Source organism: Cytobacillus massiliigabonensis, from assembly GCF_900199725.1.
Taxonomy (GTDB): domain Bacteria; phylum Bacillota; class Bacilli; order Bacillales; family Cytobacillaceae; genus Cytobacillus; species Cytobacillus massiliigabonensis.
In genome coordinates this window covers 2850107-2863120 of record NZ_LT904904.1, presented here as the reverse complement: position 1 = coordinate 2863120, position 13014 = coordinate 2850107, and the positions used below count along the sequence as shown (strand labels likewise).

The window sequence follows — 13014 nt, the reverse complement described above, 5'->3', positions numbered from 1 at the left end:
CAATGGAAATAAAACTTCATGACATTGGTGAAGGGATGACAGAGGCAGAGATTATTTGTTATTTAGTGAAGCCAGGAGATTTCGTTCAAGCAGATGATCCGCTTCTGGAAGTGCAAACAGACAAGATGACTGCTGAAATCCCTTCCCCAAGGGCGGGGATTATTCGAGAATTTAAAGTAAAACCAGGACAAACGGTACCCGTTGGGACGACACTCTTATTATTGAATGATAGTGAAGAGGATATGAACAGGAGTAATCAAAATCAGTCTAGTCAATCTGCCATTGAGAAAAAAGTTCAGTTAGCTTTTACTGGAAAAAAGCCAACATCCAAACAAATTTTAGCTTCACCTTTTACGAGAAAAATTGCTCGTGAAAATGGCATCGATATAGAGACCGTAAAAGGATCAGGTCCCAGCGGACGAATTACTGATGAGGATATTTATAAGTTCATTTCTGCTCTGCAGGAAACAGCAATTGCTCCACCAATAAATTCAGATGTGCCCCCAACTAAAGCCTCTTTGAAGAATAAAACGATCCCATTTAGGGGGAGAAGAAAGCAGATCGCCCAAAAAATGGTTCAGTCCATGTACACGATTCCTCATTGTACCCATTTTGAAGAAGTAGATGTGACAAGTCTTCTTCAATTTTGCAGTGAGCTAAAGAAATGTAACCAAAACATATCAATTACTGCTTTTTTCTTAAAAGCACTGTCCATTTGCTTAAAGGAGTATCCAATATTTAATGCGGTTCTCGATGAAGATAATGAAGTGATCCAGCTCCTGCATGAGCATCATATTGGCGTAGCGATTGATATGGATGAAGGATTAATCGTTCCTGTAATAAAGAATGTCGAACAGAAATCAATCCGTACCATTCATTCGGAAATGAAACAGCTTACAGAAAGGGCATTGGAAAATACATTAGCAATAAAGGATATTTCAGGAGGGACTTTTACAATCAGCAATGTCGGTCCACTTGGAGGAAGCTTTGGTGCTACACCGATCATCCAGCATCCAGAAGTTGCATTAGTTTCCTTTCATAAAACAAAAAAAATGCCAGTTGTTACAGATGACGATCAAATAGTCATACGCTCAATGATGAATCTTTCTATGTCTTTTGATCACAGAGTGGCAGACGGGGCAACTGCCGTTCGGTTCACAAACCGTTTTGCTGCACTGATTCAAGAGCCAAAATTGCTTTTGCTGGAGATGGTGTAATATGGTTGTTGGCGAACTTGCACATGAACGAGATCTTATGATTATCGGAGGAGGTCCAGGCGGCTATCATGCGGCCATTCGGGCGGCACAGCTTGGTCAAACAGTTACACTCATTGAAAAAGAGGCTCTTGGCGGTGTTTGCTTAAATAAAGGGTGCATTCCTTCGAAGGTTTTTACAGAGGGAGCGGCTAAGTTAGCATCTCTTCGAAAAGCAGACCAATTTGGAATTGAAAGTGAATCCATCCATTTTAATTTAAAAAAGCTTCAAGCACATAAAGTAAAAATGATTCACCAGCTTCGCAAAAGTATTGCCTCTTTATGTAAAGCGAATAAAGTGGAACTGCTAAACGGATCTGCCTTCTTTCTTTCAGAAGACCGGATTGGTGTTGAAAATGGGGATCAATATGACGTTTATCGATTTAAGCATGCGATTATCGCAACAGGGGGTTCTCCTACAGTCAATGCAAAAGTAGAAATTGATCATGAACGGATTTTAAATATATGGTCAATGACAAATCTTGAAATGATTCCTGAAAAGCTAGTTATTTTCGGCAGTGATTATATCGCTCTTGAAATAGCGATGGCTTATCACACTTTTGGCTCTCAGGTAACGTTATTAATTGAGCAGGAAGACTTATTGTTTGACTACTCGATCAATCGTGAGCTAAAGCGAGTGTTTAAGAAAAATGGGATTAATATAATTAGAAATGCAGTGATTTCTGCAGTGTCTGCTGACGAAAATCACGTTTCGATCCATCTAGAAAAAGAAGAAATACTCACTTGTACCCATATGTTTGTTTCCAAAGGACAGACTCCAAACGTTGAAAACTTAGGTATTAACCGGATGGGTATTGAAATGACAGAAAGCGGGTTCATTCAAGTAAATAAGCAATGCCAGACTTCAATGCCAGCGATTTATGCCATAGGAGATGTGACAGAGGGTCCTGCTTTAGCAGCAAAAGCGATCCGGCAAGGAAAAGCAGCGGCAGAAGCTATTGCGGGTATTTCCACTGAAGTTGACTTTCGTTTTCTACCGATAGCCGTCCATACATTGCCCCCAATTGCGAGTGTTGGTCTAACTGAACAGGAAGCGTATGAGCAAGGATATCAGGTTAATACTGGTCAATTTTCACTTACATCGAATGGGTTTGCTGCCTTAAGGGGAGAAAGGGATGGATTCATTAAAGTAATAACGGACAAGGAGAGTCATCTAATTCTTGGTATGCATATGATAGGATATGGAGCGATTGAGCTAATAACAAGCGGCGTTTTTACCTTGGAAATGGCTGCACGTGATGAAGATTGGCTGTTCCCAGCTTACCCGCATCCGAGTATAAATGAGAGTATGCTAGAAGCGGTTGAAGCTATTAAAAAGCAGAGCATTCATATTATGCCAGAAAAAGAGAGATTTCCCGTTTAATATAACGATATTTTCCCTTTAACGCAGATAAGCATCATAGCTTTAACTCAAACTCTTGAGAACGTTTACACGCTTCATATATTATTAATATAGTTCAGAATATTATTAATTTTTAAAATAGGAGGAATGAACATGCAAGAAGAAATGGCTTCTAAACAACTAAAGGTAGAGGAATTTTTCCCTGTAAAAGAGGTGGATTATTTAGAAATTTACTCTGGGAATGCTAGACAGTCCTGTCATTTTTATTGCTCAGCTTTTGGATTTAAGCCAGTCGCTTACTCAGGTCTTGAAACAGGGAATAGAGAGACAGTTTCTTATGTCCTTCAACAAAGGAAAATTCGTTTAGTCATTACTGGTTCCTTAAATGATAGCAGTAGAGTAGCTGAGTTTGTGAAGAAGCATGGGGATGGGGTAAAAGATATTGCCCTAACAGTTGATAATGTAGAAAAGGCTTATCAAGAAGCGGTTTCAAGAGGGGCCATTGAAATCTTGCCGCCATTTGAATTAAAGGATGAGCAAGGAACTGTTAAGAAAGCTGTCATCGGTACATATGGTGACACAATTCATACATTAGTTGAGAGAAATGACTACAAAGGGGTATTCATGCCTGGGTATGAGCCGCTGGAAATGAATGTTCCATTCGAAGATGCGGGTTTTATCGGGATTGACCATGTAGTCGGAAATGTGGAAAGAATGGAAGAATGGGTCAATTATTATGCGAATGTCATGGGCTTTAAAGAAATGAAACACTTCACGGACAAGGATATTACGACTGAATACTCTGCACTCATGTCAAAGGTTATGCACAATGGCGGCAGAATAAAGTTCCCGATTAATGAGCCTGCTGAAGGCAAGCGAAAATCGCAAATTGAGGAATATCTAGAATACTATAATGGTCCTGGTGTTCAGCATTTAGCGATTCTTACAGAAGATATTGTAAAAACAGTAAGCATCCTTCGAAAAAATGGCGTTGAATTTTTAAGTACTCCATCTACTTATTATGATGCTTTAGCAGAGCGTGTTGGAGAGATAGATGAAGAAATTGACAAAATTAAAGAGTTAAGTATTTTAGTTGACCGTGATGATGAAGGCTATCTGCTGCAAATCTTCACAAAGCCAATTGTTGACCGCCCAACACTATTTATTGAAATCATCCAGCGCAAAGGTGCTAGAGGCTTCGGTGAAGGAAATTTTAAAGCGTTATTTGAATCTATTGAACGTGAGCAAGAAAGAAGAGGAAATCTATAATAGAAGCGGACTCCCTTTTTAAAAAGGGAGTTTTGCAAATAAAATAGGACTTTCGCAAAAATAGTATAGATTATGCAAATAAACAGGGAATTTTGCAAATAAAGTAGGGGGTTTGCAAAAATAAATCAGATTTTGCAAATAAACAGGAAATTTCGCAAAAATAAATTGGGTTTTGCAAATAAAAATAAGGTTCCGTAAAAAATTGAGGTGTTTTAGATGGCAAACATTCAAACAAGACGTGCAATAGAAGGAATTGTCTCCTATCCTCTGGGAGATTCTCCGGAAGATATAAAAGAAAAATATCATCTTAGAACAGTGAGGAAAATGTCTGACAATGAGAATGTATATGGTTGCTCAAATCAAGTGAAGGATGCCATTACGCATAATTTGCATCAACTATCCTTATATCCTGATGGAACGACGTCAGGACTAATAAAAAAATTAACGGCATTTTACCAGCTTAGGCAAGAACAATTTTTAATCGGAAATGGATCAGAAGAGATTATTCGTCTACTGACAAGAGCCTATATAAATCCTAGTGATGAAGCAATCATGGCTTCGATGACATTTCCTCGATATGAGACGAATGTTGTTATTGAAGGTGGAATTGCCATTACTGTCCCTATGTTAAATGGCACTCATGATTTAATCGAAATGTATAACATGATTACTGAGAAAACAAAGATGATTTTTATCTGTAACCCGAATAATCCGACAGGGACGATCGTAGGGAAAGAGGAACTTTTCCGATTTATTAAAAATATTCCGCACCATATTCTAATTATATTAGATGAAGCTTATTACGAATATGTAAGCTCAAATGATTACCTTGAATCCGTTCCACTATTAAATAGTCACCCAAATCTAGTTATTTTAAGAACTTTCTCAAAAATTTATGGTTTAGCCAGTCTTCGTATCGGCTATGGGATCATGCACCCAGCGATTGTGAAGGAGCTGCACAAGGTGAAGGAGGTTTTTAATGTAAATCAGCTAGCTCAAGCGGCTGCTGAAACTGCTCTTGATGATCAGGAATTCATTAAAGACTGTGCGGTGAAAAATGCATTGGAGAGAGCGTTTGTTTGTGAACAATTGGATGAGTTGGGATTTGGTTATTTTCCATCTGAAACGAATTTTGTTTATGTCTACGCACATCAGCCTGTTGCCGAAAAGCTTCTAACTAACGGCATCGTTGTCAGGCAAATGAAGCTTTCAGGATCTGCTGATGCCTTTCGGATTACACTCGGTACACGTGCAGATAACGAATTTTTCATAAAAACGCTTAACGAAATAATTAGAGAGAAGGCGGTGTAAACATTGGAAATCACTCCGGGTAATCTGGAATGGAAAGATTCCTATAAATTGCTGGTTGGGTCCATTTTACCCAGACCGATTGCATTTGTGACGACAATGGATAAGATGGGGATCGTAAATGCAGCACCATTTAGTTTTTTTACTGCTATTTGTGCAGATCCGATGCTCATTTGCTTTTCGCCAATGAGAAGGGGAACAGACGGAAAGAAAAAGGATACGCTTGCCAATATTGAGGAAATGAAGGAATTTGTCATTAATATAGTCAGTGAAGATTGGATCGAGAAAATGAATATATGTGCGACGGAATTTACTGCAGAAACAGATGAATTAGAAATCGCAGGATTGGAAAAGGTAAGCAGTCAAATAGTAAAGCCGCCGCGGGTAAAAGAATCAAAAGTTCATCTGGAATGTACCCTCTATCAACTGCTTCATTTTGGAGAGCATGCAGGTGCAGGAAGTCTTGTCATTGGTAAAGTAGAGCATGTCCATGTTGCAGAAGAGCTATATGAGAAAGGCAGAATTAATACAGATAAACTAAAGCCTGTCGGACGTATGGCTGGACAAATGTATACGAAGCCGTTGGGTGATGTTTTTGAATTAATCCGAAAAACAAACCCGAGGTGAGACGATGAAATTTGTAACCTTTCAAAAGAAGGATGGATCGATAAGAGCTGGATGGATTGAAAATGATCACTTTGTCGTTGATATGCATGAAGCTTCAAACGGTTTATTACCGAAAGACATCCTTTCATTTCTAGAAAACCATTCCTTTTTCATGAAGTATCTCTCAGGTGAACGGAAGTCTCTATCTGCAAATAAAGGAGTATATTTGTTTAATGAGGTTGAATTAAAAGCGCCACTGCCAAATCCGAAAAGTTTTCGCGATTTTTATGCTTTTGAAGAGCATGTGAAAACAGCAAGAGAAAACCGTGGACTTGATATGATCCCTGAATGGTATGAAATCCCTGTGTTTTATTTTTCTAATCACTTAGCGATTAAAGGACCAAACGAAAGGGTTACTCGGCCGGAAAATTGTGAATGTCTTGATTATGAATTGGAAATTGCTTGTGTAATTGGAAAAGAGGGCATGGATATTAAAGCAGAGAATGCAGATGAACATATTTTTGGTTATTGCATCCTAAATGACTGGAGTGCAAGAGATTTACAAAAGAAGGAAATGAAGGTTGGTCTCGGACCTGCAAAAGGGAAAGATTTTGCTACCTCCATAGGACCATTTATAGTAACGAAGGATGAATTGGAGAAATATCGGGTCGAGAATGGCTATGATTTAACTATGAGGGCGAGAGTTAATGGTGTCTTGTTATCAGAAGGAAATATGAAGGAAATCTATTATTCTTTTGGAGAAATGATCGAACGGGCTTCAAAAGGGGTTACTTTGTATCCAGGAGAAATCATTGGATCCGGGACCGTTGGGAGCGGGTGTATATTGGAGCTTGGAATTGATGTTCATCGCTGGTTGATGCCAGGGGATGTAGTGGAATTAGAAATTACAGCTCTTGGAAAATTGACTAATACAATCATTAGTGAGTGAGGTGGGGAGATGTTTTATCGACAAATGGGGAGAATTCCGCATAAACGTCATACGGTGTTTAAAAAAAATGATGGCAGTTTATTCAGAGAACAGGTGATGGGAACGAAAGGTTTCTCGGGAACACAATCGATTCTTTACCATCACCATATGCCAACAGAGGTAGTAAGAACATCACTAATTGGAAAGTACTTACCGGAATATGAGGAGCAAGGTCCATTAAAGCACAGACATCTGATGACAAACAATATTGAGAAGTATGGCGATGCACTTAATGCCAGACAGTATCTATTAGGGAATGAAGATTTACTAATAGGGACAGGAAATATAACCGAACCAATGACTAGCTTTTATCGAAATGGCGACGGCGATGAAATGATCTATATTCATTACGGGAACGGGAAGATTGAAACAATGTTTGGAACGATTTCTTATCGGCCTGGCGATTATGTAATTATCCCGATTGGAACGATCTATCGGTTCATTCCAGATAATAGCGAAAAAACAAAGGCTTTATTTATTGAATCTTTTAGTCAAATAACGACTCCTAGAAGATACCGTAATGAGTATGGGCAATTACTCGAGCATAGTCCATTCTGCGAACGAGATATTCGCGGTCCAGAGATACTAGAAACATTTGATGAAAAAGGAGAATATGAAGTCATTACAAAAACAAGAGGATATCTTCATTCACACATACTAAATCACCATCCTCTCGATGTAGAAGGCTGGGACGGGTATTTATATCCATGGGTATTTAATATTGAAGATTTTGAACCAATTACGGGAAGGGTTCATCAGCCGCCACCGGTTCATCAAACATTTGAAGGTCATAATTTTGTTGTTTGTTCATTTGTGCCTAGATTGTTTGATTACCATCCAGATGCGATCCCTGCACCTTATACCCATAGCAATGTGAATAGTGATGAACTTCTTTACTATGTTGAAGGGAATTTTATGAGCAGGAAAGGGGTAAATATTGAATCCATTACGTTGCATCCAAGCGGAATCCCTCATGGACCGCACCCAGGGACTACGGAAGCGAGCATCGGAAAGAAGGAAACGCTTGAGCTTGCAGTTATGATTGATACATTCAGACCATTGAAAGTCGTCAAGCAGGCAATAGCAATTGAGGATGAAAAGTATATGTTTACATGGGTTTAATTATCAAAAAATGCCTGCGAGATAACGTTTAAAACGTGTATCCCCAGGCATTTTTTTATGAAATAGTATAACATTATTAAAATTAGAGAACTGTCTAGCGCAAGCAGCTTCCTCTTTTCTTATTCGTTATGCCACAATGTAGCAAGCGTACCCTCACCGGAATGTGCAGCAATAGTGGAGCTTATTTCACCGATAAAAATATCTAGTTTAGGGAACAGAGCTTTTATTTCATTCCCTAGCTCTTTCGCTTTTTCATGGACATTCCCGTGTAAGATTTGCACTTGTGAAATTGAATGTTTTTTATATGAATCGCCAAGTAATTCAAGCATGCGTTTGACTGCTTTTTTCTCTGATCGTACCTTTTCGAAAAGTTCAAATTCCCCATGATTGTTAATTCTGATAATTGGCTTTATATTTAAAAGGCTGCCTAATAAATAGGCGGTACCTGACATTCTTCCGCCTTTGTAAAATTGATCCAGGCTTCCTAGTAAAAAATAGTTTTCTGATTTAACAGCATCCTCTTGGAGGAAGCTTGCGATTTCTTTACTAGACATACCCTTTTCAGCAAGATCCATCCCTTTATTCATTAAGGTTGTTATTGCATAGGACATTGACTTGGAATCGACAGCTTCAACGGGGAAATCTGCGAGCGCAGCTCCAGAAAGACAGCTATTAATGGTTCCGCTTAGTTTACTAGAAATATGAACGGCAACAGCAGTATCATAGTTTTCCTTTAATTGTTCAAACAGCTCAGCAAAGCGTCCAGCAGATGGCTGGGAGGTCTTCGGGATTTCCTTTGCTGAAACAATTCTTTTATATAATTGATCTGTACTTAAATCGATTCCATCTTCAAAGGTTTCGTCTCCGAATGTGATTGATAATGGAATTACATACACATCAGGGTTTTTTTTCAAATCATCTGTAATATAGGCAGTACTGTCAGTAATCCAGGCAATCTTTTTTGCAGTCATAAATTAGTTAGTCCTTTATAAATATTTACCCGCTTAAAGGTTAGCCAATAAGAGAAATATTACTATTTTCTCATAGTTATAATTAAAAATTTTATCAATTTACGGGCTTTTTTTATTATACACTATTGTAATCGGTTGCACGAGTTTTATTAAATGTTCAAAAATTGGTCACAAATGCCTACATATAAATAGAAGCCCCCTGCTAAGCAGAGAGCTTCTATTTATGATTATTTAGATAGCTGCTGAGACCATTCCTCCACATTCCAAACCTTTGTGACCCAGTCTTCATAAAAATCAGGTTCGTGACAAACTAAGACAACAGTCCCTTTATACGCTTTTAATGCACGTTTCAATTCTTCCTTTGCGACGACATCAAGGTGGTTAGTTGGCTCATCGAATAAGAGCCAGTTGCTTTCATTCATAAGGAGTTTACATAGTCTAACCTTCGCTTGTTCTCCACCGCTTAATTGGTTTAATGGGCGGGAGATATGTTCATTTTTCAGACCACATTTAGCTAAAGCCGCACGGACTTGATGCTGATCCATTGATGGAAATTCATTCCATACATCATCGATTGGGGTGATATTCTCAGCTTTTACTTCTTGTTCAAAATAAGAAGGGAAGAGGAAGTCACCTCGTTCAACTTTTCCGCTCATTGGGTTGATTTTTCCGAGCATGGTTTTGAGTAGTGTCGATTTTCCGACACCATTGCAGCCAACAATGGCAATTTTTTCTCCACGTTCAATTGTAATGGACATTTTTGGCAATAACGCATGTGTATAACCAATTTCAAAGTCCGTACCTTCGAACACATAACGGCTGCTGCCCCGTGACTCTTTAAATTCAAAAGAAGGTTTCATGGCTGTTTCAGGACGGTCAATTCTTTCCATGCGATCAAGCTGCTTCTGGCGGCTTTTTGCCCGTCCAGTTGTTGAGTAGCGTGCCTTATTTTTTGCGATAAAATCTTCTTGTTTTTTTATAAAATCCTGCTGTTTTTCATACGCATTGATATGCTGATTTTTATTGATCTCCGCTAATTCAAGGAACTTATCGTAGCTAGCGGTATAGCGTGTAAGCTTCGAAAATTCCAAATGAAAGATCGTATTGGAAACTTGATTCATAAATTCTGTATCATGGGAAATAAGCACAAATGCATACGGATATTCTTTTAGATAATTTGATAGCCAGCGAATATGCTCGACGTCTAAATAGTTTGTCGGCTCATCTAGCAGCAGCACTTGAGGCTGTTCTAGCAGCAGCTTTGCAAGTAATACCTTCGTACGCTGTCCGCCGCTTAGGGCGGAAACATCACGGTCAAGTCCAATTGCATCTAAGCCAAGTCCGCGTGCAGCTTCTTCAATTTTAATATCAAGAGAGTAGAACCCGCCTGCATCCAAGCGATCCTGGATTTTTCCCATTTCATCCAGCAGTTCTTCTAACTCTTCAGGCGTTGCATCGCCCATCTTAGATGTAACCTCATTAAGTGCTTTCTCCTGCTCAAAAAGGGGAAGGAAAGCATCCTTAAGTACATCCCGCATAGTTTTGCCAGGTGTTAAAACGGTATGCTGATCTAAATAGCCATAATGAACACTCGGTGTCCATTCAACACGTCCAGAATCATGGATCAGCTGACCGGTAATAATATTCATCAAAGTTGATTTTCCAACTCCATTTGCTCCAACAAGCCCAACATGATCTTCTGCTAAAAGACGGAAGGAAACATCTTTAAACAATGTCCGATCACCAAAAGTATGGCTCAAATTTTCTACGTTTAATAAGCTCATTATAATATCCTCAACTTTCAAAAGTAATCCATTTTTACATCATACAAGATTTTTATAAATTCGACTAGACTTTCAGCGGGAGGGAAGAGGAAAAAGTAATGGAAAAAAGGCAAAGGTGAAAAAGCGTGCACCTTTGGCTGTACCAGTAATTTTAGTGACTTTTATGCCGATGCCATAGTTGAGTAAAAGAAATTACGTGCCTATATCTTCCGGGGAAGTGAAGGGTAGAGTTCAAAAAAGAATCTATGAACCAAATTTTTTTAAAAATTAACTACTATAGGCAAAAAAATTTAGAATAAGCAAAAAAGGCATCCATTATTATAAACGGATGCCTTTCTATATGAATCTATTACTTTACTTCTTGTGGAACCTTGAGTCCTAAACCTTCTGCAATACGAGTGCCATATTCAGGATCTGCTTTGTAGAAGTGCTGGATTTGACGAAGCTTAATCTCCTCTAGTTCAACAGGCTTCATTGCTGCAACAATGTTGGCAACTAAGCGAGTACGTTCCTCTTCAGACATTAAGCGGTAAAGGTCTCCAGGCTGAGTGTAATGATCATTATGATCATATGCAACATTTTCAGCAATTCCTGTAACTGGGAATGCTGCTTGCTTGTGCTCAGTTACTTCAGTGGGTCCTCCAAAGCTGTTTGGTTCATAGTACACAGAACCGCCGCCGTTGTTATCGAAGCGCATTTGTCCATCACGCTGGTAGTTCTTCACTTCATTTCTTGGACGATTTATTGGCAATGCTTGGTGGTTTGCTCCAACACGGTAACGATGTGCATCATGATAAGCGAATAGACGCCCTTGCAGCATTTTATCTGGTGAAACATCAATTCCCGGAACTAGAGTACCAGGTGAGAATGTTGCTTGTTCCACTTCTGCAAAATAGTTTTCTGGATTTTTATTTAATACCATCTTACCTACTTCAATTAATGGATAATCTTTATGTGACCAAATCTTTGTTACATCAAATGGATCAAAGCGGTAAGTGTTTGCATCCTCTAGCGGCATGATTTGCACTTTCAACGTCCAAGATGGATAATCACCATTTTCAATTGCGTTAAATAAATCCTCTGTATGGTAATCAGGATTTTCCCCAGCAAGTTTTGCAGCAAGGTTTACATCCATGTTCTTCACACCTTGATCAGCAATAAAGTGATATTTCACCCAAACGCCATCGCCGTCTTTGTTTGTCCATTTAAATGTGTGGCTTCCATATCCATTCATATGTCTTAGTGTTGCAGGGATACCGCGGTCTCCCATTAAGTATGTTACTTGATGAAGGGATTCAGGTGATAAACTCCAGAAATCCCAAACAGCAGTAGGGTTCTTCAAATGAGTCTTTGGATCTCTTTTTTGAGTATGAATGAAATCAGGGAATTTAATTGCATCGCGAATGAAGAAAATCGGTGTGTTGTTTCCAACAAGGTCATAATTTCCTTCTTCTGTATAAAACTTCACAGCAAATCCACGTGGATCGCGTACAGTATCTGCTGAGCCAAGTTCACCAGCAACTGTAGAGAAACGGATAAACATAGGTGTACGTTTGCCTACTTCTGATAAAAAGTCTGCTTTTGTATATTTCGTCAGATCATTTGTTACTTCAAAATATCCGTGTGCACCTGCTCCTTTAGCATGAACAACACGTTCTGGAACGCGCTCGCGGTTGAAATGTGCTAATTTTTCAAGTAAATGTACATCTTGAATTAATGTAGGCCCTCTAGAACCAGCAGTCATTGAGTTTTGATTGTCTCCAACTGGCGCACCCCAGCTTGTAGTTAGATTGTTGTTATTTGTCATTTCATATTCACCTCATATAAATTAAGTTGATTATTACCTCTTGGATACAATGATAACACTTCTCAACAAAAAATCAATACTTATTTATAATTAATATAAATAAAAAATAAATATAACAAAATAATTTATAAAATAACATACTTGAGATAGAGGATGTCCTATTTATGGCAACAGTATATTTATATGAAGAAGTTAGGAAATAAGAACAGATGAAAAAATTTAAAATTTAAATTTATTGAATATCTTGACTTTTATAATTATTGAAATAAAATAGAGGTTGATTCAGAAAATATAAATAGCAGCACATCACTTTCTTATCCAGAGAGACTGAGGGACAGGCCCAATGAAGTCTCGGCAGCAGGTTCTTATATGAACACTGTGCCAATTCCTGCAGATGCTATATGTATCTGAAAGATGAGAATGAGATGGTTTCGTAAAAAGAAGCCTTCTTTTTTTCATTGAGGATGAGAAAAAGGAGGTTTTTTCGTTCAATTACTAACTAATTACTTTTTATTAAAATGAGCAAACTAGGAAATGCAGCTA

Annotated in this window: 10 protein-coding genes and 1 riboswitch; of the genes, 7 read left to right on the top strand and 3 right to left on the bottom strand. The window is 38.4% G+C overall.

What is annotated here, in order from left to right; genetic code table 11:
• Positions 1-2: 2 nt before the first annotated feature.
• The 7 genes from C1726_RS25320 to C1726_RS25290 all read left to right on the top strand — a co-directional run bounded on the left by C1726_RS25320 (position 3) and on the right by C1726_RS25290 (position 7909).
• Positions 3-1217, top strand: coding sequence for a dihydrolipoamide acetyltransferase family protein (locus tag C1726_RS25320; protein WP_102275687.1), 1215 nt, complete (start codon positions 3-5; stop codon positions 1215-1217).
• Between the two features lies 1 nt (position 1218).
• Entirely contained in the window at positions 1219-2637 is a 1419-nt protein-coding gene (gene lpdA / locus C1726_RS25315; RefSeq protein ID WP_102275686.1) for a dihydrolipoyl dehydrogenase, read from the top strand.
• 132 nt (positions 2638-2769) lie between these two features.
• Complete coding sequence (hppD, locus tag C1726_RS25310) at positions 2770-3885, top strand: 4-hydroxyphenylpyruvate dioxygenase (RefSeq protein ID WP_102275685.1); 1116 nt, start codon at positions 2770-2772, stop codon at positions 3883-3885.
• Between the two features lie 216 nt (positions 3886-4101).
• Positions 4102-5196 (top strand): histidinol-phosphate transaminase, encoded by a 1095-nt coding sequence (hisC, locus tag C1726_RS25305; protein WP_102275684.1) that lies wholly within the window; start codon positions 4102-4104, stop codon positions 5194-5196.
• 3 nt (positions 5197-5199) lie between these two features.
• Positions 5200-5820 carry a flavin reductase family protein gene (locus tag C1726_RS25300; RefSeq protein ID WP_102275683.1) on the top strand — a complete coding sequence of 207 codons (621 nt, stop codon included), beginning with the start codon at positions 5200-5202 and terminating at the stop codon, positions 5818-5820.
• Positions 5821-5824: 4 nt separating this feature from the next.
• Positions 5825-6748 carry a fumarylacetoacetate hydrolase family protein gene (locus tag C1726_RS25295; RefSeq protein WP_102275682.1) on the top strand — a complete coding sequence of 308 codons (924 nt, stop codon included), beginning with the start codon at positions 5825-5827 and terminating at the stop codon, positions 6746-6748.
• Between the two features lie 9 nt (positions 6749-6757).
• Positions 6758-7909 (top strand): homogentisate 1,2-dioxygenase, encoded by a 1152-nt coding sequence (locus tag C1726_RS25290; protein WP_102275681.1) that lies wholly within the window; start codon positions 6758-6760, stop codon positions 7907-7909.
• A 119-nt stretch (positions 7910-8028) separates the two neighbouring features.
• Here C1726_RS25290 and C1726_RS25285 read toward each other — a convergent pair whose 3' ends face one another.
• The 3 genes from C1726_RS25285 to katA all read right to left on the bottom strand — a co-directional run bounded on the left by C1726_RS25285 (position 8029) and on the right by katA (position 12471).
• Complete coding sequence (locus C1726_RS25285; protein ID WP_102275680.1) at positions 8029-8880, bottom strand: DegV family protein; 852 nt, start codon at positions 8878-8880, stop codon at positions 8029-8031.
• Between the two features lie 227 nt (positions 8881-9107).
• Positions 9108-10664 carry an ABC-F family ATP-binding cassette domain-containing protein gene (locus C1726_RS25280; protein ID WP_102275679.1) on the bottom strand — a complete coding sequence of 519 codons (1557 nt, stop codon included), beginning with the start codon at positions 10662-10664 and terminating at the stop codon, positions 9108-9110.
• 349 nt (positions 10665-11013) lie between these two features.
• The gene (katA, locus tag C1726_RS25275; protein ID WP_102275678.1) at positions 11014-12471 is read right to left on the bottom strand and encodes a catalase KatA; all 1458 of its coding nucleotides are present in this window, start codon (positions 12469-12471) and stop codon (positions 11014-11016) included.
• Between the two features lie 311 nt (positions 12472-12782).
• Positions 12783-12892, top strand: a riboswitch (SAM riboswitch).
• Positions 12893-13014: the final 122 nt, after the last annotated feature.